This is a genomic window from Modestobacter sp. VKM Ac-2983 (genome assembly GCF_026967885.1).
In the GTDB taxonomy this organism is placed as follows: domain Bacteria; phylum Actinomycetota; class Actinomycetes; order Mycobacteriales; family Geodermatophilaceae; genus Modestobacter.
In genome coordinates this window covers 1034974-1059180 of record NZ_JAPVBK010000003.1, presented here as the reverse complement: position 1 = coordinate 1059180, position 24207 = coordinate 1034974, and the positions used below count along the sequence as shown (strand labels likewise).

Genomic DNA, 24207 nt, shown 5'->3' with positions numbered 1-24207 from the left:
CGGGTCAGGAGACGGAGACGACCGGCGGACCGGACGGGGTGCCGTCGGCCATCTGCGCCTCGGCGATCCGCATGGCCTCCTCGATCAGGGTCTCCACGATCATCGACTCGGGGACGGTCTTGACGACCTCGCCCTTGACGAAGATCTGCCCCTTGCCGTTGCCGGAGGCGACGCCCAGGTCGGCCTCACGGGCCTCCCCCGGGCCGTTCACCACGCAGCCCATGACGGCGACCCGCAGCGGCACCTCCATGCCCTCCAGCCCTGCGGTGACCTCGTCGGCGAGCTTGTAGACGTCGACCTGGGCCCGGCCGCACGAGGGGCAGCTCACGATCTCCAGGCCGCGCTGGCGCAGGTTCAGCGACTCCAAGATCTGGTTGCCGACCTTGACCTCCTCCGCCGGCGGGGCGGAGAGGGAGACCCGGATCGTGTCGCCGATCCCCTGGGACAGCAGCGCACCGAAGGCGACCGCGGACTTGATGGTCCCCTGGAAGGCGGGGCCGGCCTCGGTCACGCCGAGGTGCAGCGGGTAGTCGCACTGGGCGGCCAGCAGCTCGTAGGCGCGGACCATGATCACCGGGTCGTTGTGCTTGACCGAGATCTTGATGTCCCGGAAGTCGTGCTCCTCGAACAGCGAGCACTCCCACAGCGCCGACTCGACCAGCGCCTCCGGCGTCGCCTTGCCGTACTTGGCCAGCAGTCGCTTGTCCAGCGAGCCGGCGTTGACCCCGATCCGGATCGGGGTGCCGGCGTCCTTGGCCGCCCGGGCGATCTCACCGACCTTGTCGTCGAACTTCTTGATGTTGCCCGGGTTCACCCGCACGGCGGCACACCCGGCGTCGATCGCCGCGAACACGTACCGCGGCTGGAAGTGGATGTCGGCGATCACCGGGATCTGGGACTTCCTCGCGATGATCGACAACGCCTCGGCGTCGTCGGTGTCGGGCACCGCGACCCGCACGATCTGGCAGCCGGACGCCGTCAGCTCGGCGATCTGCTGCAGCGTCGCGTTGATGTCGGCCGTCTTGGTGGTGCACATCGACTGGACGCTGACCGGGGAGTCGCTGCCGACCCCGACGCCGCCGACGTCCAGCTGTCGGGTCTTGCGTCGGGGGGCGAGGACGGGAGGGGGCGCAGCCGGCATGCCGAGACTGACGGGGATCGCCATGAGCTCAGTATCTACCGCCGGCGACGGCGCCGCCGGTGACCCTGCTGTGACGTCGGTGCGACCACTCAGCTCAGCGTGATCGGGTTGACCACGTCGGCGATGACCAGGAGCCCGGACAGCAGGATGAACAGCCCCGCCACGACGTAGGCGACCGGCATCAGCCGGGCGATGTCGAACGGGCCGGGGTCGGGCCGCCCGCGCAGCCGGGCCACGGTCGAGCGGGCCTTCTCGTACAGCGCGCCGGCGACGTGGCCGCCGTCCAGCGGGTACAGCGGCACCAGGTTGAACAGGAAGAGCACCAGGTTGACGCTGGCCAGCAGGGACACGAAGAAGCTGAGCTTGTCCACGTTGCTGAACTGCTCCAGGGCGAACGCCTCCCCGGAGAGCCGGCTGACCCCGACCAGGCCGATCGGCCCCTCGCGGTCGCGCTCCTCGCCCATGAAGGTGGCCCGGAACAGCTGTGGGATCCGCTCGGGGATCTGCACCAGCCGCTGGACCGACTCGACGACCACGGTGCCGAAGTAGCCCGGCAGCGAGCTCAGTGGCTGGCCGACGTACTCCGTCGCGGACTGGACACCGAGGTACCCGACCTCCTGCGTGCCGTCGGGCTCCCCGTCCTCGTCGCGGTCGGTGTAGACGGTGTTCTCGATCGGGGTGACCGTGAGGTCGAACCGCTCGGTGGCGCCCTCGGTGCCCTCGCGGGCGACGGTCAGGGTCAGTGGGGTGCTGGCGCTGGCCTGCACCGTCTCGACCAGCGCCTCCCAGCCGTCGCCCGGTTCCTGGGTGACCGGCTCACCGTCGATGGCCAGGATGGTGTCGCCGGCCTGCAGCCCGGCCTGCGCGGCCGGGCCGGCCGGCGGCAGGGCGCAGTCCACCGAGCCGGCGGCGCACAGCTCGCCGGCCGGGGTGATCGGCACGTCGCAGGGGTCGCCCGCGGTGGCGCTGGCCGCGCCGGCCGGCAGCACGCAGTCGGGCACGTCCGCGATCGTGGTGGTGGTCGTCGGCAGGCCGATGCCCACCAGCAGGACCAGGAAGAGCAGCACCGCCAGCACCAGGTTGTGGAAGGGGCCGGCGAACATCACGATCACCCGCTGCCACCACGGCTTGGCGTAGAACACCCGCCCGCGGTCGGTGGGCCGGACGTCGTTGAGGGCCGCCCCGCGCACCTCGGCGATGAAGCTCCGCATCCGGGTGGCGCGCTTGCTCTCGCCCTCCTCGGCCGGCGGGATCATGCCGACGATGCGGATGTAGCCGCCGAGCGGGATCGCCTTGATGCCGAACTCGGTCTCCCCGCGGCGGCGGGACCAGACCGTCGGCCCGAAGCCGACGAAGAACTGCGGCACCCGCATGCCGAACTTCCGGGCCCAGTAGAAGTGCCCGAACTCGTGGAAGCCGATGCTGAACAACAGCCCGACGGCGAAGGCGACGATCCCGAGGACCGTCAGCAGGAACCCGCTCAGCTCAGCCTCCGGCGATGGCGCCGCGGGCGTGCTCCCGGGCCCACTTCTCAGCGGCCAGCACGTCCTCGACGCAGGTGGGTGCGCCGAGGTCCGGCGCGGCGTCGAGGGTACGCGCGATGACCTGCACGATCCCTGGGAACGAGAGGTGTCCGGCTGTGAATGCGGCGACCGCCTCCTCGTTGGCCGCGTTGTAGAGCGCCGGGACGACGCCGCCGGCCTCCCCCGCCTGCCGGGCGAGCCGGACCGCCGGGAAGACCTCGCCGTCCAGGGGGAGGAACTCCCAGGTGCTGGCGGCCGACCAGTCCAGGGCCGGCTGCACGTCCGGCAACCGGTCCGGCCAGGCCAGTGCCAGCGCGATCGGCAGCCGCATGTCCGGTGGGCTGGCCTGGGCGATCGTCGCGCCGTCGGTGAACGTCACCATCGAGTGGACGATCGACTGCGGGTGCACCACGACGTCGATGTCGGCGTACGGGACGCCGAAGAGCAGGTGCGCCTCGATCAGCTCCAGCCCCTTGTTGACCAGGGTCGCGGAGTTGATGGTCACCACCGGGCCCATGTCCCAGGTGGGGTGGGCCAGCGCCTGCTCCCGGGTGACGTCGGCCAGCTCCGCGGCGCTGCGGCCGCGGAACGGCCCCCCGCTGGCCGTGAGCACCAGCCGGGCCACCTCGCCCCGCGCGCCCCCGCGCAGGCACTGGGCCAGCGCGGAGTGCTCGGAGTCGACCGGCACCAGCTGACCCGGGGCCGCCGCCGCCGTCACCAGTGCACCACCGGCGACCAGCGACTCCTTGTTGGCCAGGGCCACCGTGCGACCGGCGGCGAGCGCCGAGAGCGTCGGACGCAACCCGATCGACCCGGTGATCCCGTTGAGGACGACGTCGGCCGGACGCGTGGCCAGCTCCTCGGCGGCGCGCGGGCCGGCCAGGATCTCCGGGAGCGCGTACTGGCCCTGGGCCCAGCCGCGCTGCTGCGCCGCGGCGTAGAAGGCGAGCTGCAGGTCCTGGGCGGCGGTGGCGCGGGCGATGGCCACGGTGCGCACGCCCAGCGAGAGGGCCTGCTCGGCCAGCAGTGCGACGTCACCCCCACCGGCGGCGAGCCCGGTGACCCGCAACCGGCCCGGGTTCTGCCGGGCGACCGCGATCGCCTGGCGCCCGATCGACCCGGTGGACCCCAGCACGGTGACCGTGCGGGGTTCGGTGCTGCGTGGCTCGCTCATGCCCGTGATCCTGCCAAGCCCGCCGCGCTCGGCCGGTCGGGACCGGCCGGAGCGTGCGGCAGACCGGCGCCGGGTCCGACCCGCGCGCCCGCCAGGTGCCCGGCCGGCGCGCCTGGCATCATGGGGAATGAGCGGCGAGTGCCCTCACACCGAACAGAGCAGTGCCGCGACCGCGGCGACGAGCGCCAGCGAGGATGCCAAGTGAGTGAGCACAGCGGCCGGGGACAAGGTCACCAGACGAACGCCGGGGTGGTCGAGCAGTCCCGACGGGAGGAGGGCATCGTCCGTCCGGGCGAGTCGCCCATCCACGACGAGCACCCCGCGGACTGGGGCTGGCACGCCGAGACCGGCCGGGTCGGGCGGATCACCGGCTGGCTGATGGTGCTGGCCCTGCTGGCCCTGCTGTTCGGCAACCACGACGGCAGTGTCGAGAACCTCTGGATCCTCGGCTTCGCCTTCACACTCGTGGGCATGCTGCTGTGGGACGTCCGCCGGCGGAAGAACGCCTGGCGCTCCCGATAGGTGGTTCGCTGGGCCGATCGCGAGGTCCGGTCACCGGCTGAGCGGCCCCTCGTCGAGCCTCAGCTGACGGCGACGCCGATCGCACTGCCGATCAGGTAGGTGGTGCCGGCGGCCAACGCCCCGAACAGGAGTTGGCGCAGCGCCGACCACCACCAGGGCCGGGGGGTGAAGCGCGAGGACAGCGCACCGGCCACCGCCAGACCGACCCCGCCGCACACCAGCGCCACCCACAGCAGGTCCAGCCCGAACAGGTAGGGCAGCAGCGGCACCGCGGCGCCGACCGAGAAGGTCACGAACGAGGAGAGCGCAGCCACCTTCGGCGACGGCGTGTCCTCCGGGCTCAGCCCCATCTCCGCGACGACGTGCAGCCGCAGCGCCGTCTCCGGGTCGCGGGACAGCTGCACCGACACCCGCTCGGCGAGGTCGTCGTCGACGCCACCGGCGAGCAGCAGGGCGACCAGCTCGTGCCGCTCCCCCTCGGGGTTGCGTTCGAGCTCCCCGCGCTCCTTGGCGACCTCCAGCTCGAGCTGCTCGTTCTGGGTGGTCACCGACGTGTACTCGCCCAGCGCCATCGAGATCGCCCCGGCGACGAGGCTGGCGACCCCGGAGAGCAGCACCGTCTGCGCCGCGGCCCCCCCGGCACCGACCCCGGCCACGAGGGCGGTGTTGGTCACCAAGCCGTCCATCGCCCCGAAGACGGCGGCCCGCAACCAGCCACCGGAGACGTCGGCGTGGCTGTGCTCGTGCGCCTCCGCCTCCGGGAGCACGGTCAGCCCTGGTCCGACTCGGCCCCGAGGGGCACGCCCTCCTCGATGCCCGGCACCGGGACGGCGATGCTCGGCACGCCGTCGACCTGGTCGGCGGCGGCCAGCTGCCCGCACGCCCCGTCGATGTCCGAGCCGCGGGTGTCGCGGACCGTGGTCGGCACCCCCGCGGCGCGCAGCCGGGCGACGAACTCCCGCTGGGCGGGCAGCGGACTGGCGTCCCACTTGCTGCCCGGTGTCGGGTTGAGCGGGATCAGGTTCACGTGCGCCAGCCGCTTCCCCAGCAGCTTCCCGAGCAGGTCGGCCCGGAACGGCTGGTCGTTGATGTCCCGGATCAGCGCGTACTCGATCGAGTACCGGCGACCGGTGCGGCGGGCGAAGTCGTCGGCGGCGCCCAGCACCTCGTCGACCTTCCAGCGGGTGTTGATCGGCACCAGTTCGTCACGCAGTTCGTCGTCGGGGGCGTGCAGGCTGACCGCGAGGGTCACGTTGAGCCCCTCCTCGGTCAGCTTCCGGATGGCCGGGACGACACCGACCGTCGAGACGGTCACCGCGCGCTGGGACAGCCCCAGCCCGTGCGGTGCCGGGGTCAGCAGCGCGTCGAGCGTCTTGCGCACCCGGGCGTAGTTGGCCAGCGGCTCGCCCATGCCCATGAAGACGACGTTGGACAGCCGGCCGGGGCCACCGGGGATCTCACCGTTGGCCATGGCCGCGGCCGCGGCCACCGCCTGGCCGATGATCTCGGCCGCGGAGAGGTTGCGGGTCAGGCCGCTCTGGCCGGTCGCGCAGAACGGGCAGGCCATCCCGCAGCCGGCCTGGCTGGAGATGCAGACGGTGGCGCGGTCGGGGTAGCGCATGAGGACGCTCTCGACCAGGGCCCCGTCGTGCAGACGCCACAGCGTCTTGCGGGTGCGGCCGCCGTCGGCGGACTGGTGGCGCACCGGGGTCAACAGCCCCGGCAGCAGCGCAGCGGTCAGCTCCGCACGGGAGGCGGCCGGCAGGTCGGTCATCTGCTCCGGGTCGGTGACCCCGGCGTAGAAGTGCCGGGCCAGCTGGTCGGCACGGAACGCCGGCTGACCCAGCTCGACGATCGCCGCGCGGGCCTCCGCACGGGTCAGGTCGGCGAGGTGCCGAGGCGGCTTGGTGCGGCGGGGGGCATCGAAGACCAGGGGCAGGGCAGTCATAACGAGACCCATGCTCCCACCACCGGGCCGTTGGAGGTGGCTCGGTGGAGGGTGACATCGCTCCCCGGGAGCAACCGTGGGACGCCGCGCCCGTCAGCTCCGGCCGAGGGCCTCGGCCAGCGCCGCCGTCGGGTCAGGTGCTCCGGACGTCGGGGATGTCGTCACCGTCGGCGGCGGCGCCGAGCTCACGGTCGGGGTCGGGGTCGGGGTCGGGGTCGCCGTCGGGGTGGAGGTCGGGTCGGGGGCGGCCGTCGGCGGCACGACCCCGCCCCCGCCGGACGCCCCGTCCCCGGGTCCACCGGGCACCTGGGGATCACCAGGGTCGGTGCCCTCCGGATCCGGGACCTGCGGGTCGGTGCCCCCAGGACCTGGGGCCTGCGGGTCGGTCGCGTCCGGATCGGGCGCCTGCGGGTCGGGGCCCACCGGCGCACACGCCGCGGTCAGGACGTCGACAGGCACGTCGGCGGCCGGGTCGTCGGTGCCCTCGTCCGGGGTCTCGTCCGGGGTCTCGCTGTCCTCTGGTGCAGTCACCGGGCAGTCGCCGTCCGGCAGCGTCGGTTCGCCGACCGGGTCGGTCGCGGTCGGGGCGGGGCCGGTGACGATCGGAGCGGGGCCGTCCGGCGCCGTCGCGTTCGGGGCAGGCTGCATCGAGGGTGCCGGCCGCGGCTGCACGGCGGAGCCCGCAGGAACGCGTGGCTGCACGCGGGACCGCGGCGCCGCCACCACCTGCCGCACCCGGTCCCGGACCGCCGAGGTCGACAGGGTCGAGGCGGTCCGCGGGCGGGGTGCCGCCGCGGCGCTCGGCGACCCGGTCGGGGCCGTGGCGACGGGCGGCTCCACGACGCCGGCGCCGACGTCCGGTGCAGGGACCCCGCCCGGCCGCACCGTCGGCGGTCGGCTCGACGTCGTCGGCGCAGCCCGCTGGTCGGTGTCCCGCTGCACGGCCGCGACCGAGGGCCCCGCACCGTCCGACCCGCCGGGCAGGGTGAAGCCGGCCACGACCCCCGCCAGGACGAGCACCGCCGCCGGGAGCAGCACGCGGTACCGCCGCCGACGAGAGGGGCTCGGTGGGGTCCGGACCGCCGGAGGTGCCTCGGCCGCAGCGACGCGGGTGCCGGGAGCGGCGGCGGCGGCCAGTGCCTCCGCGGCCGCGATGTCAGCGGCCCAGGCAGCGACCTGCGCATGGTCGTCGTCGGCGGTGGAGGCGGCCTCGTGCAGGTCCGTGCCCGGTTCGGCGGGCGCCCACGGGGTCAGGTCCTCCCGGTCGAGGGGCAGCAGGGGCTCGGGGGTCGGCCCAGAGGGCACGTCGGAGTCCTCGGTCGGCACCACGCCGTTCGTCACCGGCCCGGCGTGGACCCACTGCGGCAGCCATGCCTCATCCCACGGGGCGTCGTCGGCCGTCCCCTGCCCGGTCGCCGCATGGCCGGTGGCTGGATGGCCCACGGGCTCGTCGGCGGCCGGGCGGGCCAGGTCCGGCACCTCGGCCACCGGACTCGCGACGTCCGCCGCCTCGGCCTCGGGCACCGCGGCCTCGGGAGCGATGGGCGCCGGTACCACCGGCTCCGGGGCATCGGTCGCGTCATCACCGGTCGTGGACGCACCGGGTCCCGGGCTCGCCGAAACGGGCTGTTCCTGGCCGTCCACCGGGGACGGCGTCTGGTCCTGAGGCGACTCGTCACCCCGCAGTCGGCCCGACGCCACGGCCACCCCTCCCCGGCCGGTCACCGTCTCGGCCACCGGTCGTGGCCGAGCCCGGACACCAGACCCGACCGGCCATGCTGCCGGAGCGGAGTCTGCCCATCCGGTAGGCGCGACGTGATCGACCGGTCACATTACGCTCTGCCTCGCCGGGGAAGCGGGCCCGGCGGTCGACCCGCGCGGCTGGGCCGGGCGATCAGTCGGGCTGAGCCACCGCACCGAGGTCGGCGTGCTGCCGGATCCAGGCGTGCATCGTGATCCCCGCCGCCACACCGGCGTTCAGCGACCGCGTCGAGCCGAACTGGGCGATCGACACGGTGAGCGCTGCGCCGTCCCGGGCCGCCGGCGTGAGACCGGGGCCCTCCTGGCCGAACAACAGGACGCACTGTCGTGGCAACGAGACCGTCTCCAGCGGGACAGCCCCGGGGCCGTTGTCCACCGCCACCACGGTCAGCTCCTCGGCCGCCGCGTGCTCGAGCAGCCCGCCGACGTCCGAGTGGTGGCGCAGGTGCTGGTAGCGGTCGGTGACCATGGCCCCCCGCCGGTTCCACCGCCGGCGGCCGACCACGTGCACCTCCGCCGCCAGGAAGGCGTTGGCCGTACGCACCACCGTGCCGATGTTCAGGTCGTGCTCGAAGTTCTCGATGGCGACGTGGAACGGGTGCCGCCGTGCGTCCAGGTCGGCGACCACCGCCTCCAGGCGCCAGTACCGGTAGCGGTCCACCACGTTCCGTCGATCACCTTCGGCCAGGAGTTCGCGGTCGTACCGCGGATCGGTCGGCCAGGGACCGGCCCAGGGGCCGACGCCGACCGACCCACCCCATTCGGTCGGACCGGGCACCTCCCCGTCCGCCCCCTGCCCGTCCGTCGCCTCGATCACCGCCGGGATGCTGCCACGCCGTCCCGACCGGCCGTACCGATCGGCCGGCCCGGACCACCGCCGGGTCAGACCGGCGCGACCACCGACAGGATCAGCCAGGCCACCGCAGCCGACGGCAGCAGGGAGTCCATCCGGTCCATCAGACCGCCGTGGCCGGGCAGCAAGTCGCCCATGTCCTTGATGCCCAGGTCCCGCTTGATCAGGGACTCCCCCAGGTCGCCCAGGGTGGCGGTCACGGCGATGGCGACGCCGAAGAGCACGCCCCCCCACCACGGCCCGTCGAACACCAGCGTGATCAGCAGCGTGCCGATGAGCACGCAGGCCGCGACCGACCCGGCCAGCCCCTCCCAGGACTTCTTCGGACTGACCGTGCGGGCCAGCGGGTGCTTCCCGAAGAGCACGCCTGCAGCGAAGCCGCCCACGTCGCTGCAGACCACCGTGCCGATGAACGTCAGCACCCGGGCCGCGCCGTCGTCGGGCACGAGCAGCAGGACGGCGAACCCGGCCAGCAGCGGCACGTAGAGGGCGACGAAGACCGCGGCCGACGCATCGCGCAGGTACCCGACCGGCCCGTCGCCCAGCCGCCAGAGCAGCACGGCGAAGACGGTCAGCAGGAAGGCGATGACCAGGCCCGTGGGACCGCGGGTCCAGGCCAGGGCTGCCATCACCACCGCCCCCACCAGCACGGGGGTCCGCGGCGGCCGATGACCGCCCTTCTCCAGCGCCCCGCTCAGCTCGACGACGCTGATCAGGACGGCGGCGGTGACGATGACGAGGAACGAGGGCCGCCAGAGCAGCAGCGTCGCGAAGACGACCGCACCCATCGCCAACCCGACACCGACCGCGGCGGCCATGTCCCGGCCGGCCCGGCCGACGGCCCGCGGTGCGCCACTCGGGGTGTCCTGCGGCGCCTCTCCGGTGACCTCGGTCCCCAGGGCATCGGGCACCGCGGTGAGCGGGGCGTCCGCGGGCTCCCGCCCCGCCTCCTCGGCCGCCGGGTCGACCGGCACCGGGGCAACGGGGTCGGGGCGCTCGTCGTCCCAGCGCAGGCCCTCGGTCGGCGGCCCCGAGACCGGTCCGGGCCGGGGCCCGGGCGGTCGGGCCGCAGGCCGCGACGGCACCGGTGGCTGGCCGATCCTGACCAGCGGCCCGGTCTCAGGGTCGTGCCGACCGGCCGGGCCGCCCCCTGTGCCGCCGCCCGACCCGTCGGCGCTCCCGGTCCGGGCGCGGGCAGGCTGGCGCCCCGAGCCGAGGGGCTCGGGGCGGTGCGGGTCGCGGGTCACGGCGGCGTGAGGCGGTGGACTCAGACGTCCAGGAGCTCGGTCTCCTTGTTCTTCATCGCCTCGTCGATGCTGGCGACGTGCGCGGCGGTGAGGTCGTCGAGCTCCTTCTCCGCGCGGCGCACGTCGTCCTCGCCGGCCTCGCCGTCCTTGTTGATCCGGTCCAGCTCCTCCTTGGCCCGACGGCGCACGTTGCGGATCGAGACCTTGGCGTCCTCGCCCTTGGACCGGGCCATCTTCACCAGGTCACGGCGGCGCTCCTCGGTCAGCTGGGGGAAGACCACCCGGATCAGCGACCCGTCGTTGGTGGGGTTCACACCGAGGTCGGAGTTGCGGATCGCCTTCTCGATGGCCTGCAGCTGGGTGGCGTCGTAGGGCTTGATGACCGCCATCCGCGCCTCGGGCACGGTGATCGAGGCCATCTGCGGGACCGGGGTCATCGCGCCGTAGTAGTCGACGAAGATCTTGTTGAACATGGACGGCGCGGCGCGGCCGGTGCGAACGGAACCGAGGTCCTCGCGAGCGACCGACAGGGCCTTGTCCATCCGCTCCTCGGCATCGAGCAGGGTGTCGTCGATCACGGGTCTTCTCCTCCTGCGGCAGCTGTCGGGTCTGTGCGGTGAGCGGGTGGGGCGGCACCCGGCGTGCGCCGCCCCGGTCGACGTCCGGCCGGTCAGGCCTGGGCGCTGATCAGCGTGCCGATCCTCTCACCTGCCACCGCGCGGGCGATGTTGCCGTCGCGCAACAGGTTGAACACGACGATCGGCATCTGGTTGTCCATGCAGAGGCTGATGGCCGTGGCGTCGGCGACCTTGAGCTGTTTGGCCAGCACCGTGCCGTAGTCCAGATCGGTGTACATCGTGGCCGCGGAGTTGGTGCGCGGGTCGTCGTCGTAGACACCGTCGACGCCGTTCTTGGCCATCAACAGCACCTGGCACTCGATCTCCAGGGCGCGCTGCGCGGCGACCGTGTCGGTCGAGAAGTACGGCATCCCGGCGCCGGCTCCGAAGATGACCAGGCGGCCCTTCTCCATGTGCCGGATCGCCTTGCGCGGGATGTAGGGCTCGGCGACCTGGCCCATGGTGATCGCGGTCTGCACCCGGGTCTCGAGCCCGGCCTTCTCGCAGAAGTCCTGCAGGGCCAGGCAGTTCATCACCGTGCCGAGCATGCCCATGTAGTCGGCGTGGCCGCGGTCCATGCCGGCCTGCGAGAGCTCGGCACCGCGGAAGAAGTTGCCACCACCGACGACGACGGCGACCTGGGTCCCCGAGCCGACGACGGCGGCCAGCTGCTCGGCGATCGCCCGGATGATCACCGGGTCGACCCCGACCTTGCCGCCCCCGAATGCCTCACCGGAGAGCTTCAGGAGCACCCGGTCGTAGCCGGAGCCGTCCAGCGGGGCGAAGGCGGTGGGCGCGGACTTCAGCACGGTCACGGGCGTTCCTCGGTTCGGTGTCGGGTGTGTCGATCCTGCCGCATCCGGTGCGCACAGGTGTCCCGGCGGCGGGTCCGGACAGGCCACCGGCCCCGTCCTGGAGAGAACGGGGCCGGTGGGTGTTCCGTGGCTGAGAGCTCTCAGGCCTCGGAGGTCGAGCTCAGGCCTGGCCGACCTCGAACCGGGCGAACCGGTCGACGGTCAGGCCGGCGTCGGCGATGACCTGCTTGACGGTGCGCTTCGGCTCGGTGATCGAGGGCTGCTCGAGCAGGACGAAGTCCTTGAAGTAGGCGTTGACCCGCCCCTCGACGATCTTGGTGATCGCCTGCTCGGGCTTGCCCTCCTCCTTCGCGGTCTGCTCGGCGACCCGACGCTCGGTCTCCACGGCCTCCGCGGGGACCTCCTCGCGGGTCAGGTAGCGCGGACGCGCGGCGGCGATGTGCATCGCCAGCGAACGCGCCGCGTCCGCGTCGCCACCGGAGTACTGCACGGCGACGCCGATGGCCGGGGGCAGGTCGGTGGCCCGCTTGTGCAGGTAGACCGCCGTGGTGCCCTCGAAGACGGCGAACCGGGACAGCACCAGCTTCTCGCCGATGCGGGCCGACTCGGACTCGATGAGCTGGGCGACCGACTGGCCGTCGACCTGGGTGGCCATCAGCGCGTCGACGTCGGCCGGCTTCTCGGCCACGACCAGGTCGAGCAGGCGCTCGGCGAGCTTGACGAAGTCGGCGTTCTTGGCGACGAAGTCGGTCTCGCAGTCGAGCTCGAGCAGGGCGCCGTCCCGGCTGACGACCACGCCGTTGGTGGTCGAGCGCTCCAGGCGCTTGCCGACGTCCTTGGCGCCCTTGACGCGCAGGACCTCGATGGCCTTGTCGTAGTCGCCATCGGCCTCGGTCAGGGCCTTCTTGGAGTCCATCATGCCGGCGCCGGTGGCGTCACGGAGACGCTTCACGTCGGCTGCGGTGAAAGCAGGCATGTCACTTCCTCTGATCGGTGGTGGTGCGGGGCGCGGACCCCGCGAGTGGAGGTGCCGGCCGGAGGCCGGACAGACGGCGGCGCCGCCGCTCCCCGCACTCAGGCGGGGAGCAGCGGCGCCGACCGGTCAGCCGTTCTCGGCGCCCTGGGTACCGGTGGACTGGTCACCGGTGGCGGGGACGCCCTCGACCGGGGCGACCTCGTTGGCCGTGACGGTCGGGGGATCGGCCGGGGCCTCGGGCAGCTCGGTGGCGGCAGCCGGGGCGGCCTCGGCCTCGGTGGCGGCAGCCGGGGCGGCCTCGGCCTCGGTGGCGACGGCCGGGACGGCCTCGGCAGCCGGGGCGGCGGCGTCAGCGGCGCCACCGGTCAGCAGCTCGCGCTCCCAGTCGGCCAGCGGCTCGGCGCCGGCCGGTGCCTCGGCGCCGTCCTCGCCACGACCGGCGTTGGCCTGCGCCGCCGAGCGGGCCATCAGGCCCTCGGCGACCGCGTCGGCGATCACGCGGGTCAGCAGCGCGGTGCTGCGGATGGCGTCGTCGTTGCCCGGGATCTTGTAGTCGACCTCGTCGGGGTCACAGTTGGTGTCGAGGATCGCGACGACCGGGATCTTCAGCTTGCGAGCCTCGCCGACGGCGATGTGCTCCTTCTTGGTGTCCACGATCCAGACGGCGCTGGGCACCTTCTTCATGTCGCGGATGCCGCCGAGGGAGCGCTCGAGCTTGGCCTTCTCACGGGAGAGGACCAGCTGCTCCTTCTTGGAGAGGCTGACCAGCGCGCCGGTCTGCTCGAGGTCCTCGAGCTCCTTGAGGCGCTCCAGCCGCTTGTAGACGGTCTGGAAGTTGGTGAGCATGCCGCCCAGCCAGCGCTGGTTCACGTAGGGCATGCCGACGCGGGTCGCCTGCTCGGCGATGACCTCCTGCGCCTGGCGCTTGGTCCCGATGAACATGATCGAACCGCCGTGGGCGACGGTCTGCTTCACGAACTCGTAGGCCTGGTCGATGTAACCCAGCGTCTGCTGGATGTCGATGATGTAGATGCCGTTGCGCTCGGTGAAGATGAAGCGCTTCATCTTCGGGTTCCAGCGACGGGTCTGGTGCCCGAAGTGGACGCCGCTGTCGAGCAGGTTCTTCATGCTGACGACTGCCACGTGGCGCCGCCTTCCTTCTCGTGCGCGGGCGGCCAGGGGCCACGCCGCGCTGCTCGGTTGTCGCGGACGCACCGGGAGGTGCGCCGCCCTGGTGTCCAGCCGCGCCACCGAACCCGCCGGAGAGGCGGGACCGAGGTGACGACTGCCCCGCTGAGCTCGCCAGGTGCACGAGCAGCGGGAAGAGGACACGCGAAGTCGATCCGCCGGAGGCGGACCGCATCGATCAGCATACGCCCTGGGCAACCGTCGTCCGACCGGGTCGTCCCCAGCGGCCCTCGGCTTCCACAGGCGCCGGCTCCCACCGGTCCAGGGCGCCGTCTGGCGCCACCCTCCTGGGGGTGCCCGCCCCCCGCGCCCTCCTCGCCGTACTGGTCGTCGCCGGCCTGCTGACCGGCCTCCCCACAGCGGCAGCTGCTCCGGTCCCCTCCCCCACCGGGTCGGGGCCACCGGCCGCACTCTGGACCTGGCCGTTGCCCGGTGCGCCCACGGTCAGCCGGCCCTTCGACGCCCCGGCGACGCCGTACGCGGCCGGGCACCGGGGCGTGGACCTGGCGGGCAGGGTGGACGGGCAGGTGCTCGCTGCCGGCGACGGGGTGGTGGCCTTCGCCGGGATGGTCGCCGGCCGGCCGGTGGTCAGCGTCGACCACACCGACGGGCTGCGGACGACGTACGAGCCGGTGACCCCGGGGGTGGCCGCCGGTCAGCCGGTGGCCCGCGGCTCACCGCTGGGCGTGCTGGTGGCCGGGCACGCCGGCTGCCCGGTGGACGCCTGCCTGCACTGGGGCCTGCGTCGCGGGGAGACCTACCTGGACCCGCTCCTGCTCCTCCGCCCGCCACGGGTGCGGCTGCTCCCGTGGCAGTGACCCCACGACCGCCGGGACGGCGCTACCGTCCGGGCGTGCGTTGGCGACGGAAGAAGGCCCCCGAACAGCCCATCGAGCAGCCGGCCCCGGACCAGGAGGCCCCGGACCAGGACGCCGGCCAGGTGCTGGAGGACCTGCAGCGGGTGGTCGACCGGTTCGGCTGGGCGGTGCTGCACGGCGGTGGGGGCAGCCCCGGTGACCCGCGGTGGTCGCACACCGTGGGGCTGACCGCGCTGGGTCACCCGGAGGTGATCGTCGTGGGCCTGCCGTTCCCGGCCGCGGAGAAGTACCTGAACCTGGTGGGCGAGGCAGTGCGCGCCGGCGCCCGCTTCGGCCCGGGCGCGGCCACGACCGGGCTGACCGACGCGGACTCCCCGGTGGTCTTCCTGGCGGTCGAGGACACCGCACGGCTCGCGGTCGCCGAGCAGTTCTACGGCTCCATCGCGGTGCTCCAGCTGGTCTGGCCGGACTCCACCGGCCGACTGCCCTGGCAGGAGGGCCACCGGAACCCGCCGGAGGCCCAGCCGCTGCTGGGGCCGCTGCCGGGTGAGGAGCCGACCGGCGACTGAGCCGGCTCTCCCCCGCCGTCCCCGGACCGCGCCCTGGACGAGCGCACGGTCCGGGGACCGGCAGGAGGGTCCCGCGCGCGGGACCCGAACCAGGTCAGGCGATGTCCGCCGTCAGGCGATGTCGGCGAGCTTGGTGCGCAGGTGGAGCACGGCCTTGGTGTGCAGCTGGCAGATCCGGCTCTCGGTCACCCCAAGGACCCGGCCGATGTCAGCGAGGGTCAGGCCCTCGAAGTAGTACAGGCTGACGACGACCTTCTCCCGCTCGGGGAGCTGCTCGACGGCGCGGGCCAGCAGCTGCCGGGCCTCGCCGTGCTCGGCCATCGCCTGCGGGTCCAACGCACTGGTGTCCTTGAGCGTGTCACCCAGGCGCGGGGCGGAGCCGTCGTCGTCCACGAGCAGCTCGTCGAGGGCGACGACGTTGACCAGCGACAGCTGGCCGAGGAACTTGCGGATCTCCTCGACGTCCATGTCCATCTCGTCGGCGACCTCTTCGTCGGTCGGGCTCCGCTGGAGCTTGGCCTCCAGGGCCGCGACCGTGCGCTCGTACTGCCGGGCCTTCATCCGGACCGAGCGGGGGATCCAGTCGGTGGACCGGAGCTCGTCGATGATCGCGCCACGGATCCGGGCCATCGCATAGCTCTCGAACTTGATCTCCCGTTCGGGCTCGAACCGGGTGATCGCGTCGATCAGCCCGAACGTCCCGTAGGAGACCAGGTCCGCCTGCTCGACGTGCGCCGGCAGCCCGCTGCCCACGCGGCCGGCCACGTACTTGACCAGCGGTGCGTAGTGCAGGATCAGCCGGTCGCGCAGCCCGGTGTCCCGGCCCTGCACGTACCGCGACCACAGCTCGATCACGTGGGCGTCAGGGTCCTCACTCGCACCGACCTGCCGGACCGTCGCCTCAGACACCTGCACTCCCCCGCTCGAACTCTGTTGTCCATGCACCGACGCCGTCCTCATGCCCGGGGATGGGCGCGGGCGTGGACCGCCCGGAGCCGCTCGACGGTCACGTGCGTGTAGACCTGCGTCGTCGCGAGGCTAGCGTGGCCCAGCAGCTCCTGGACGCTCCGCAGGTCGGCGCCGCCCTCCAGCACGTGCGTGGCCGCCGAGTGGCGAAGCCCGTGCGGGCCGATGTCCGGGGTCCCCGGCGTGGCCGCGACGGCCGCGTGCACCACCCGGCGCGCCTCCCGCGGGTCCAGCCGGCCGCCGCGCACGCCGAGCAGGAGCGCCGGGCCACTGCTGCTCGTCGCCAGCACCGGGCGACCGCGGGTCAGCCACGTCTCCAAGGCGTCGGACGCGGGAGCGCCGAAGGGCACGCTCCGCTCCTTGCGGCCCTTCCCCAGCACCCGCAGCAGGCGGCGGCCGCGGTCGACGTCGTCGACGTCCAGCCCGACGAGCTCGCCGACCCGCACCCCGGTGGCGTAGAGCAGCTCGACGACGAGGACGTTGCGCAACCGCAGCGCCGCCTCGGCCGGGGTCTCCTCCTCGGCCGACGGGCGCGCCACCTCCTCGAGCACTGCACGTGCCTGGCCCGCGCCGAGCACCCCGGGCAACGTGCGGTGGGCGCGCGGGCTGGCCAGTCGTAGCCCGACGTCCTCGGCGACCTGACCGCTGCGGCGCAGATGGGCGGTGAACGACCGCGACGACGCGGCTCGGCGGGCCGTGGTGGACCGGCTGTCCCCCCGGGTCCGCCCGTGGGCCAGCCAGCTGCGCAGGGTCGCCAGGTCCAGGTCGGCGACCGTCCTGCCGCTGCGCCGGACCAGGTGGTCCAGCAGCGAGACGACGTCGCCGACGTAGGCGCGGACGGTGTGCTCGGACAGGTCCCGCTCGAGGCGCAGGTGTTCCTCCCAGCCCGCCAGGGACTCCTCGAGCGCCGGTGGCAGCGCTGCGCGCAGCTGCGCAGTCCCGGTGGCCATGGGCGCAGGGTCCGTCGGCGGAGCGGGCCGGTCAACCGGGCGCGCCGCAGACCGGGGACCGTGATCTCCCGGCGGACGACGTCACCCGGCCGGCTCACCCCCTCCTCGGCTGCCGGCGCACCCGCCAGCCGGTGCCGGTCCACTCGACGAGGTCGGCCAGCTCCAGGGCCGGCAGCACCCGCAGCACGTCGACCACCGAGCACCCGGCCACCGCGGCCAGCCGTTCGGGCGGGACGCCCAGCCGGACCGGGCAGGCGTCCAGCACCCGCCGCGCGACGTCGGACAGCGAGTCACCCGGTGCGTCCACCCGCTCTACCGGCGGCGCCAGGTCCTCGCCCACCCGGCCCACCGCCTCCAGCACCTCGGCCGCCGAGGTCACCAGCGCCACGGGCCGCTCGGTCTCCCGCAGGAGCTGGTGACACCCGACCGACATCGCGCTGGTCACCGGGCCGGGGACGGCCATCACCGCCTTGCCGAGCTCCCTCGCCCGGTTGGCGGTGGCCTGGGCGCCGGAGCGGGCGGCCGCCTCGACCACCACGGTGCCCCGGGTGAGGGCGGCGATCAGCCGGTTGCGCACCAGGAACCGGTGCCGAAGCGGGGCGCAGCCCGGCGGCCACTCGCTGACCAGCAGCCCCTCGTCGAGGACGCGGGCGAACAGCGCCGAGTGCGCACCGGGGTACACCCGGTCGACCCCACAGGCCAGGACGGCGATGGTCGGCGCATCGGCGGCCAGCGCTCCCCGGTGGGCGGCGGCGTCGATGCCGAACGCGCCACCGGAGACGGTCGTCCAGCCCCGCTCCCCCAGCCCGTGCGCCAGCTCACCGGCCACGTGCTCCCCGTAGGCCGTCGAGGCGCGCGATCCCACCAGCGCGACCGACCGGTCGACCAGCCCGGTCAGCGACGCCACGCCGCGCACCCACAACGCCAGCGGCGGCACCAGCGTCAGCGTGCGGTTGGGCTGTCGGCCGTCCACCAGCCCACGCCCGTCCTCGGTGGCCAGCGTCAGGCAGTGCAGCGGCAGCGCCGGCCACTCCGGGTCCTCGGGCACGACCAGCCGGCCCCCGCACCGGTCCGCCCGGCGCAGGTCGTCGAGGCTGGTGTCCTCTCCCGCCCGGGCACCGGCCACCGCCTGGACCTCGGCCGGGGCCGCACCGGCCCGTAGCGCGGCAGCGGCCGCGACCGGGCCCGACTGCTCGACGAACCGCCAGGCCGCCACCGAGCCCGGCTCCACCGCCCGGGACAGCCACGCACGCGCCCTGCGGACCTCAGGCTCGACGGTGCCGCTCATGCCGCTGCTCGCTGCAGCCGCATGCCCAGCGCCTCGGCCACCTGGTCGGCGCCGGGCACGGCCAGACCGGCGAGGTCGGCCAGCGTCCACGCGACGCGCACGACCCGGTCGAAGCCGCGCACCGAGATGGACCCGCGCTCCAGCGCCCGCTCCGCCAGCGCGAGCGCCGCGCGCGGCACCGGCCAGCGCTCCCGGAGCAGTCGCCCCGGGACCTGGCTGTTGAGCGCCAGGCCACTGCCGGCCAGCCGCTCGGCCGCCACCGCCCGTGCGCCCTGCACCCGCGCGGCGACGGCGGCGGTCGACTCCGGGGTGCCCAGGCCGTCCAGCCAGGCGGCCCGGGTCACCGGCGGCAGGGTGACGCGCAGGTCGATCCGGTCCAGCAGCGGCCCGGACAGCCGCGACTGGTAGCGCCGCCGTTCCAGGGCACTGCAGGTGCAGGCCGTGTCGCCGGCCGCGCTCGCACAGGGGCAGGGGTTGGCGGCCAGGACCAGTTGTGCCCGGCAGGGGAACGTGGCCGAGCCGTTGGCCCGGTGGATGGTCACCGCCCCGCCTTCCAGCGGCTGGCGCAGCGTGTCCAGCACCGACCGGGGGAACTCCGGCGCCTCGTCCAGGAAGAGCACGCCCCGATGGGCACGGCACAGGGCCCCCGGGCGGATCTGGCCCGAGCCGCCGCCGACCAGCGCGGCCATCGTCGCCGAGTGGTGTGGCGCCTCGAACGTCGGCCGGGTCACCAGCGGGGCGCCGGGCGGGAGGGTGCCGGCGATGGAGGCGATCGCGGTCACCTCGAGAGCGGCCTGCTCGTCCAGCGGGGGCAGCAGCCCGGGCAGCCGTTCGGCGAGCATGGTCTTGCCGGCGCCCGGCGGACCGCTGAGGAACAGGTGGTGGCCACCGGCGGCGGCCACCTCGACCGCCCGTCGTCCCGCAGCCTGTCCCACGACGTCGGCCAGATCGGGCCCCGGCGGCGCCGGGGAGGCCGCTGCCCGGACGTGCGGGAGGAGGGGCGCCTTCCCGGCGAGGTGGGCGACCACCTGGCGCAGGCTCCCGGCCGCCAGCACGGCGATGCCCTCGACCAGGCCTGCCTCGTCGGCGTTCTCCTGCGGGACCACCACCTCCCGGTGGCCGGCGCGCGCGGCAGCCAGCACGGCCGGCAGCACCCCGCGGACCGCGCGCAACGACCCGTCGAGCCCGAGCTCGCCCAGCAGCACCAGCTGCCGGACGGCGGCCGCGGGGACCACCCGCGCACCGGCCAGGACGGCGACGGCCAGGGCGAGGTCGAACCCGCTGCCCTGCTTGGGCATCGCCGCCGGCGACAGCCCGATGGTCACCCGGCGCAGCGGGAACTCGTGCCCGCTGTTGAGCAGCGCGGCCCGCACCCGGTCCACCGACTGGCGCACGACGGCGTCCGGCAGCCCGACCAGCGCCACGGTCGGCACCCCCGGCGCCAGGTCGACCTCCACCTCGACCATCGCCCCCTGGACACCGGCCAACCCCACCGACCAGGTCTGCGCGAGCGCCATCAGAACGCGTTCCGCAGGTGTGTCACCCGGGCCGGCCCGGACGACGGGACGTGCACCCCGACGACGTCGAAGCGCAGGTCCGGGGCGTGCTGGTCGTGGGCCGCCAGCCAGGCGCGGGCCAGCACCCGCAGCCGGCGGCGCTTGCCTGCGGTCACCGCCTCGGCCGGGTGCCCGAAGCCGGTGCCGGTGCGGGTCTTCACCTCGCAGAAGACCAGCGCCTGACCGTCCCGGGCGACGACGTCGAGCTCACCGTCGCGGCAGCGCCAGTTGCGGTCGAGGACCTGGAGACCGGCGTCGGTGAGCGCACGCACGGCGACCCGTTCGCCGTAGGCGCCGAGGGCGGCGCGATGGCCGGGCGGGGACTTCTGCGGATTCGGCACCCGTCGACCGTCGCCGTCGCGGCCCGGCCGGACCAGACCGTGCACCGGTCTGTGGACGGAGGACACCGCTGTGGACGGCGGCCGGCGCACCTCCCCCAGGACGGCCGGCGCGCCCGGGGACGGGCAGGTGGATCAGGGCAGGCGCGGGTTGTCCGGGAGCTCCAGGTCCGGCTTGTCCAGCTCCTCGACGTTGACGTCCTTGAACGTCACCACCCGGACGTTCTTCACGAACCGGGCCGGGCGGTACATGTCCCACACCCAGGCGTCGGAGAGGGTGAGCTCGAAGAACACCTCTCCCCCGGCGTCACGCACCTGGAGGTCGACGCTGTTGGCCAGGTAGAAGCGCCGCTCGGTCTCCACGACGTAGGAGAACTGGCGGACGATGTCCTTGTACTCGCGATAGAGCTGCAGCTCCATCTCGGTCTCGTACTTCTCGAGGTCCTCGGTGCTCATCGCGCGTGCTCCATAGGTGCCGGGGACGTCAGTGCCACGGCCGGGGCTCCGGGCGGCACCGGTCCATCATCGTGCATGGCCCCCACCACCGGCAGGGGTGGCGTCCGCGCGGCGTGTGCAGCCCGGGCCCGTGCGACGTTGACGAAGCGCATCCGGTGTTCCGGGCAGGGCCCGTGGGCGTCGAGGGCGGCGCTGTGCGCCTCGGTGATGTAGCCCTTGTGCTCGGCGAAGCCGTACTGCGGGAAGCGCCCGTCCAGCTCCAGCATCATCCGGTCCCGGGTCACCTTGGCCAGCACGGAGGCGGCTGCCACGCAGGCCGCCACCCGGTCCCCCTTCCACACTGCGAGCGACGGCTGGGACAGGCCGCTGACCGGGAAGCCGTCGGTGAGCACGTAGTCGGGGCACGGCTCCAGCACCCGGACGGCGCGACGCAACGCCTCGATGTTGGTCACGTGCATGCCGCGCGCGTCCAGCTCACCGACCGGGATGGCGACCACCGACCAGCAGACGGCCCGCTCCACGACCTCGGCGTAGACCTCGTCCCGGGTGGCCGCGTTGAGCAGCTTGGAGTCGGCCAGCCCGGGCACCCGCCCGCGGCGTCCGGCGGGGAGCACGCACGCGGCGGCCACCAGCGGACCGGCGCAGGCACCGCGCCCGGCCTCGTCCGCCCCAGCGATGGCGGCGAACCCCCGGCGGCGGAGGGATCGCTCCATCGCCCAGAGGTCGTCGGCGGGGTCTGCAGCACCAGGTCGAACGGCCATCGCCTGCCGACCCTACGTCGCTCCCCTGGCCCCCGGAGACCACCCGGGCGAGTCCGGGCTGGTCGGACCCTGACAACGCACCACGAGCCGATCCCTGGGGGAACAGGGACCGGCTCGGGGCGGCTGGTCAGCGGCGCGGACGCCGGTCCGACCGGCCGGCCGGAGCGGAGCCCGCTCCGGCGGTCCATCGCGGACCGCGCCCCTGAGGCGCGGACCGTGGCAGTACCTGCGGGTCAGACCTCGGCGGTGGCCTCGGTGAGCCGGTGCGCCCCGCAGGAGCAGCCCGGGTTGCGCGCCGACAGCACCAGGGACACCGCGTGCGCCCGGTCCCGGGCACCCAGCTTCCGCAAGATCGCCTTCACATGGGACTTCACCGTGTCCTCGGAGATGAACAGGTTCTTCCCGATCGCCCGGTTCGACTGCCCCTGGATCAACTCATCCAGCACATCGGACTCCCGGCGGGTCAACGGCACCTCCGGGGTCAGCTCCCGCGACACCGGCACCTCCGCCCCCTCCCCACGACGGATCTGCGGGTCCACCACCGTCCGCCCCGCCCGCGCGGCCAGCACCGCCCAACCCAGCAGCGTCGGAGAGGTGTTCATCAGCAGATAGCTGCGCACCCCGGCCGCCAGCGCCTCGTTCACCACACCCGGGTCCTCCGAGGTGGCCAGGGCCACCACCGCCAGCTGCGGGAACCGGCGACGCAGGTCCCGCACCGCGTTCAGCGTCGCCGCCCGCCCGGTGCCCAGCTCCACCACCACGGCGTCAGGGCGGGCGGCCTCGGCCAGGGTCAGCGCACGGCGCGGCTCCCCCGGGCTGCCCACCGCCTGCATGCCGGCGGTCTCGTTGATCATGCCGACCAGCCCACGGCGCAGGACCGGGGCGTCGGCGAGGATCAGGACGCGGGTGACGCCGCGGGGCGTGCTGGCCATGGGGGTAGACACGGGTGACTCTCCGTCCGAAGTTCGGTGACTCTCTGCTTGTCCATCGGACGAGTGAACGGAGAGCTTGAACAACTTCTCGGGAAGAGTGCCGAAACGCGCACAGATCATGCCGAAACCAGCAGGACAGCCGGCGGTGGGCCCACGGCGCGGCGACTCGACGGCCACCCCCGGCCGCCTCGGTTCAGTCGGTGTGCGACTCCCGGCCGGGCCGCGTCTGGGCCGGCCGCCGTACCCGACGCCAGCCGGTGCGTGGCGGACGACGGGACGGCCCGGTCAGCCGGGCGCCGCGGGAACGGCGCCGCCGGCGCCAGGCGGTGAGCGGCAGCGCGCCCCCCAAGCCCAGCAGGTAGGGGGCCGCCAGGGCCGCGGTGTCCTGGACCGGTGCCGGCTCCGGCCCGACGGCGCCCGCTGCCTCGACCTGGCTCGGCTGGATGTCAGGGCTGTCCAGCAGGGTGAAGCGGTCGAGCGGCCAGACGATCAGGGCCGCCTTGCCGATGACGTCGTCGACGGCGATGGTGCCGGAGTACTGGTCGTCCATGTGCTGCTTGGAGTCGGCAGAGGCCGAGCGGTGGTCGCCCATCACCCAGAGCCGCCCCTCGGGCACGGTCACCGGCCGGAACTCCCGCCCACCTGATCCACCGGTGTTCAGCGGGGAGTCCTGGTGGATGTAGGGCTCGTCGAGCGGCTCGCCGTCGACCACGACCCGCCCCTGCGGGTCGCAGCACTCGACGGTCTGGCCCTCGGTGGCGATGACCCGCTTGACGTAGTCGTCCTCGCTGGGCGGGGCCACCCCGATCGCCCGGCCCAGGGTCAGGGCAGCGCCGGTGAACCAGTTGGTGGGCTCCTCCACGGCGATCTCCGGGGACCAGCTGTCCGGACCCTTGAACACCACGATGTCGCCGGGCTCGGGCTCGCCGAACCAGTAGGGGACCTTGTTGACCAGCACCCGATCGCCGGTGCAGCCGGTGCAGCCGTGCAGCGTCTGCTCCATCGAGCCCGACGGGATGAAGAACGCCTGCACCAGGAAGGTCTTCACCAGCAGGGCGAGCACGAAGGCGATGACCAGCAGCACCGGAAGCTCACGCAGCAGGGACCCCTTCTTGGCCTGCTCGCGCCCACGGCGCCGGCCGGCAGCCGCGGACCCGGTCGGGGCCGTCGCGTCGGCGGCGGTGTTCTGGTCGGCGGGGGGACGCCCGGCAGCCCCGGCGTCGGCGGCTTCAGCGGGCCCGTGCGTGCTCATCGGCACCAGCGTACGGTCCGCCGTCCGGCACGTCCGGGGAACCGCCCAGCAGCCGGGGCGGGGCGCACTGCCCCACGAACGCGACCGGGCCGGCTGCGAGTGCAGCCGGCCCGGTCGTGGAATCGCTGGAGGTCAGCGGCTGACGACCTCGCGCTTCTCCTTGATCTTGGCGGCCTTGCCGCGCAGCTCGCGGAGGTAGTACAGCTTCGCCCGGCGGACGTCACCGCGGGTGAGCACCTCGATCTTCTCCACCACCGGGGTGTGCACCGGGAAGGTGCGCTCCACGCCGACGCCGAAGCTGACCTTGCGGACGGTGAAGGTCTCGCGGATCCCGCCACCCTGGCGACGGATGATGACGCCCTGGAAGACCTGGACACGGGCACGGGTGCCCTCGATGACACGCACGTGCACCTTCACGGTGTCCCCGGGCCGGAAGGTGGGGATGTCGTCGCGCAGCGACGCGGCGTCGAGGGCGTCCAGGGTGTTCATCGCAGCAGTCCTCAGTCCTAGCGGGAAAGTCGTCGTGGTACGGGCAGCGGTGTCCCGGTGCATCCGT

Annotated in this window: 25 protein-coding genes; 3 read left to right on the top strand and 22 right to left on the bottom strand. The window is 73.9% G+C overall.

Going from position 1 to position 24207, the window contains the following annotated elements; genetic code table 11:
* Positions 1–4: 4 nt before the first annotated feature.
* From ispG to dxr, 3 genes are all read right to left on the bottom strand, one after another.
* On the bottom strand, positions 5–1165 hold the full coding sequence (gene ispG / locus O2W18_RS17060) for a flavodoxin-dependent (E)-4-hydroxy-3-methylbut-2-enyl-diphosphate synthase (protein ID WP_442929144.1): 1161 nt from the start codon (positions 1163–1165) through the stop codon (positions 5–7).
* A 65-nt stretch (positions 1166–1230) separates the two neighbouring features.
* Positions 1231–2595 (bottom strand): M50 family metallopeptidase, encoded by a 1365-nt coding sequence (locus tag O2W18_RS17055; protein WP_269188660.1) that lies wholly within the window; start codon positions 2593–2595, stop codon positions 1231–1233.
* A 31-nt stretch (positions 2596–2626) separates the two neighbouring features.
* Positions 2627–3838: a 1-deoxy-D-xylulose-5-phosphate reductoisomerase gene (dxr, locus tag O2W18_RS17050; RefSeq protein WP_269188629.1), complete on the bottom strand. Its 1212-nt coding sequence runs from the start codon at positions 3836–3838 to the stop codon at positions 2627–2629.
* A 201-nt stretch (positions 3839–4039) separates the two neighbouring features.
* On the opposite strand from dxr, the gene O2W18_RS17045 reads away from it, so the two are divergent.
* Entirely contained in the window at positions 4040–4360 is a 321-nt protein-coding gene (locus tag O2W18_RS17045) for a DUF2631 domain-containing protein (RefSeq protein WP_269188628.1), read from the top strand.
* 59 nt (positions 4361–4419) lie between these two features.
* Here O2W18_RS17045 and O2W18_RS17040 read toward each other — a convergent pair whose 3' ends face one another.
* The 9 genes from O2W18_RS17040 to rpsB all read right to left on the bottom strand — a co-directional run bounded on the left by O2W18_RS17040 (position 4420) and on the right by rpsB (position 13720).
* Entirely contained in the window at positions 4420–5127 is a 708-nt protein-coding gene (locus O2W18_RS17040; protein WP_269188627.1) for a VIT1/CCC1 transporter family protein, read from the bottom strand.
* Positions 5128–5129: 2 nt separating this feature from the next.
* The gene (gene rlmN, locus O2W18_RS17035) at positions 5130–6308 is read right to left on the bottom strand and encodes a 23S rRNA (adenine(2503)-C(2))-methyltransferase RlmN (protein ID WP_269188626.1); all 1179 of its coding nucleotides are present in this window, start codon (positions 6306–6308) and stop codon (positions 5130–5132) included.
* A 93-nt stretch (positions 6309–6401) separates the two neighbouring features.
* The gene (locus O2W18_RS17030; RefSeq protein ID WP_269188625.1) at positions 6402–7832 is read right to left on the bottom strand and encodes a hypothetical protein; all 1431 of its coding nucleotides are present in this window, start codon (positions 7830–7832) and stop codon (positions 6402–6404) included.
* 370 nt (positions 7833–8202) lie between these two features.
* The gene (locus O2W18_RS17025) at positions 8203–8886 is read right to left on the bottom strand and encodes a TrmH family RNA methyltransferase (protein ID WP_269188624.1); all 684 of its coding nucleotides are present in this window, start codon (positions 8884–8886) and stop codon (positions 8203–8205) included.
* 65 nt (positions 8887–8951) lie between these two features.
* Entirely contained in the window at positions 8952–9896 is a 945-nt protein-coding gene (locus tag O2W18_RS17020; RefSeq protein WP_269188623.1) for a phosphatidate cytidylyltransferase, read from the bottom strand.
* 293 nt (positions 9897–10189) lie between these two features.
* Entirely contained in the window at positions 10190–10747 is a 558-nt protein-coding gene (gene frr, locus O2W18_RS17015) for a ribosome recycling factor (RefSeq protein WP_269158941.1), read from the bottom strand.
* Positions 10748–10839: 92 nt separating this feature from the next.
* Positions 10840–11601, bottom strand: coding sequence for a UMP kinase (gene pyrH / locus O2W18_RS17010; RefSeq protein ID WP_269188622.1), 762 nt, complete (start codon positions 11599–11601; stop codon positions 10840–10842).
* A 160-nt stretch (positions 11602–11761) separates the two neighbouring features.
* Entirely contained in the window at positions 11762–12577 is an 816-nt protein-coding gene (gene tsf, locus O2W18_RS17005; protein WP_269188621.1) for a translation elongation factor Ts, read from the bottom strand.
* A gap of 126 nt (positions 12578–12703) precedes the next feature.
* Positions 12704–13720: a 30S ribosomal protein S2 gene (gene rpsB, locus O2W18_RS17000; RefSeq protein WP_269188620.1), complete on the bottom strand. Its 1017-nt coding sequence runs from the start codon at positions 13718–13720 to the stop codon at positions 12704–12706.
* A gap of 338 nt (positions 13721–14058) precedes the next feature.
* Between rpsB and O2W18_RS16995 the strand changes: the two genes are divergently transcribed.
* Both O2W18_RS16995 and O2W18_RS16990 read left to right on the top strand, forming a co-directional pair.
* Positions 14059–14583: a murein hydrolase activator EnvC family protein gene (locus O2W18_RS16995; protein ID WP_269188619.1), complete on the top strand. Its 525-nt coding sequence runs from the start codon at positions 14059–14061 to the stop codon at positions 14581–14583.
* 35 nt (positions 14584–14618) lie between these two features.
* Complete coding sequence (locus tag O2W18_RS16990) at positions 14619–15152, top strand: DUF4262 domain-containing protein (RefSeq protein WP_269188618.1); 534 nt, start codon at positions 14619–14621, stop codon at positions 15150–15152.
* 111 nt (positions 15153–15263) lie between these two features.
* Here O2W18_RS16990 and whiG read toward each other — a convergent pair whose 3' ends face one another.
* From whiG to rplS, 10 genes are all read right to left on the bottom strand, one after another.
* Positions 15264–16061 carry an RNA polymerase sigma factor WhiG gene (gene whiG, locus O2W18_RS16985; protein ID WP_269188617.1) on the bottom strand — a complete coding sequence of 266 codons (798 nt, stop codon included), beginning with the start codon at positions 16059–16061 and terminating at the stop codon, positions 15264–15266.
* Between the two features lie 47 nt (positions 16062–16108).
* Entirely contained in the window at positions 16109–17068 is a 960-nt protein-coding gene (locus tag O2W18_RS16980) for a tyrosine recombinase XerC (protein ID WP_269188616.1), read from the bottom strand.
* A gap of 94 nt (positions 17069–17162) precedes the next feature.
* Positions 17163–18356, bottom strand: coding sequence for a DNA-processing protein DprA (dprA, locus tag O2W18_RS16975; protein ID WP_269188615.1), 1194 nt, complete (start codon positions 18354–18356; stop codon positions 17163–17165).
* Positions 18353–19873 carry a YifB family Mg chelatase-like AAA ATPase gene (locus tag O2W18_RS16970; protein WP_269188614.1) on the bottom strand — a complete coding sequence of 507 codons (1521 nt, stop codon included), beginning with the start codon at positions 19871–19873 and terminating at the stop codon, positions 18353–18355. Before O2W18_RS16970 ends, dprA begins: the two co-directional genes overlap by 4 nt.
* Entirely contained in the window at positions 19873–20253 is a 381-nt protein-coding gene (locus tag O2W18_RS16965) for a YraN family protein (protein ID WP_269184226.1), read from the bottom strand. The genes O2W18_RS16970 and O2W18_RS16965 overlap by 1 nt, the downstream gene beginning before the upstream one ends.
* A 132-nt stretch (positions 20254–20385) precedes the next feature.
* Entirely contained in the window at positions 20386–20706 is a 321-nt protein-coding gene (locus O2W18_RS16960) for a DUF2469 domain-containing protein (protein ID WP_036339823.1), read from the bottom strand.
* On the bottom strand, positions 20703–21419 hold the full coding sequence (locus O2W18_RS16955) for a ribonuclease HII (protein ID WP_269188613.1): 717 nt from the start codon (positions 21417–21419) through the stop codon (positions 20703–20705). Before O2W18_RS16955 ends, O2W18_RS16960 begins: the two co-directional genes overlap by 4 nt.
* Positions 21420–21700: 281 nt before the next feature.
* Positions 21701–22411, bottom strand: coding sequence for a response regulator transcription factor (locus tag O2W18_RS16950; RefSeq protein WP_269188612.1), 711 nt, complete (start codon positions 22409–22411; stop codon positions 21701–21703).
* 181 nt (positions 22412–22592) lie between these two features.
* Entirely contained in the window at positions 22593–23651 is a 1059-nt protein-coding gene (lepB, locus tag O2W18_RS16945) for a signal peptidase I (protein WP_269188611.1), read from the bottom strand.
* A gap of 132 nt (positions 23652–23783) precedes the next feature.
* Entirely contained in the window at positions 23784–24140 is a 357-nt protein-coding gene (gene rplS / locus O2W18_RS16940) for a 50S ribosomal protein L19 (RefSeq protein WP_036339817.1), read from the bottom strand.
* Positions 24141–24207: the final 67 nt, after the last annotated feature.